At 68.8% G+C, this 1460-nt stretch carries 3 protein-coding genes; 2 read left to right on the forward strand and 1 reads right to left on the reverse strand.

The genetic code is table 11. The features are described 5' to 3' along the window. Positions 1–216, reverse strand: a 216-nt coding sequence (locus PV721_RS43320) for a hypothetical protein (protein ID WP_319734363.1), incomplete at its 3' end; no start/stop codon positions are given. Between the two features lie 251 nt (positions 217–467). Between PV721_RS43320 and PV721_RS43325 the strand changes: the two genes are divergently transcribed. Both PV721_RS43325 and PV721_RS43330 read left to right on the forward strand, forming a co-directional pair. Then, positions 468–668, forward strand: a complete 201-nt coding sequence (locus PV721_RS43325) for a hypothetical protein (protein WP_319734365.1) — start codon at positions 468–470, stop codon at positions 666–668. Between the two features lie 305 nt (positions 669–973). Continuing rightward, positions 974–1453 (forward strand): hemerythrin domain-containing protein, encoded by a 480-nt coding sequence (locus tag PV721_RS43330; RefSeq protein WP_319734367.1) that lies wholly within the window; start codon positions 974–976, stop codon positions 1451–1453. Positions 1454–1460: the final 7 nt, after the last annotated feature.

Genomic DNA, 1460 nt, shown 5'->3' on the forward strand with positions numbered 1-1460 from the left:
CGTGAGGTACGTGCCGCTCTGCGCCACGCGCGCCTGCTCCGCCCCGGTGGCCTGCCCGGTAGGACTCACGGTCTCCGGCCCTTCCTGGTCCGCCTTCGGCGGGAGGGGCTCCGCAGGCTCCGTCGGCTCGTCCACGGGCGGGGATACCGGTCCCGGCTTGCCCGGCACACCGTCCTCGTCCGGGTCCGAGGCCGCAGGGGTGTGCTTCGTGGTCATCGTTTCTCCAAGGGACGGCCTGCTGGATGCTTCAGCCATGACCGGGAAGCAGCCGCTCCCAAACGGAGGCCGGCTGCTTCTCACCCGTCGGCTGCGAGATAAGCCGCTCGGGCTGCGCCGTCGCGAACGTGCGCAGCGGTTCCGGGAGCACCCGGCCGCCCCATTCGGTGACGTAAACAATGCGACATGTCACTCAACGTGTGAGTGTGGCGAGGAATCCTCAGCCACGCATCGCATAGGAGTCGTACGCAATGGCCGGTATGCAGGACAAAGGGCAGGAGCCCGGCAAGGGCCGCGAGGAGCAGCACAAGCGCCGCACCGGGCAGGACCCCGTGCCCCACGGCACCGGCCAGGGCGCACGCGGGAAGACCCCCGAGGAGCTCAAGCGGCGCCCCGAGGAGGAGATGAGCCGCGAGCGCGACGAGGACGAGATGCGCGACGAAGAGCGCTGAGAGCGGCGGTACGCCACCCCACGCACGCAGGACCCCGTCGGGCCCGTGGTCACCCGGCGGGGTCCTGGCATGTGAAGGCCGGCCCCTGCGGGCACGGCGGTCAGGTGTCCGGGCGTGCGGCGATGCGGAGCGACTCCTCGACGCCGCCGGCCTGTGGTCAGGGGCCGGAGCCATTCGGACGGGCAAGGGTATCCGAACGGGTGGGGTGCGTCGCGTCGGGCTCTCATTGCCCTGCCGTGGGGGGATCAGTGTTGACCGGACGGGATGAACCCGGCCCTGACGGCAACCAGCGAGAGGGATGAGTCATGGGACATGGCGGCAACGTGCTCGAGGAACTGATGGCGGATCACCGGGAGGTCGAGGAGATCTTCGCCCGGATCCAGGCCATGACCGGCCAGGGACAGGAACTGCGTGACCTGATCGACGAGGTCACCATCGAGCTGGTGCGCCACTCGGTAGCCGAGGAGCAGTACCTGTACCCGGCGGTCCGCGAGTACATGGAGGGCGGTGACCGGCTGGCGGACAAGGAGATCCAGGACCACGGCCGGGTCGAGAAGATCCTCAAGCAGCTGGAGAAGATGGACACCGGCGATGCACAGATGAGCCCCGTGCTGCAGCAGCTCATGGACGAGGTCGCCGCCCACGTGCAGGACGAGGAGATCAACCTCTTCCCGATGCTGCGGCGCACCTGTTCCGCCGAGAAGCTCGATGAGCTCGGGGACAAGGTGCGGCGCAGCATCGGGAAGAGGTTGATCTCCTCGTCCTGCACGTGGGCGGCGACCTAGACCATGC

The organism is Streptomyces sp. MB09-01, from assembly GCF_033794505.1.
Taxonomy (GTDB): Bacteria; Actinomycetota; Actinomycetes; order Streptomycetales; family Streptomycetaceae; genus Streptomyces.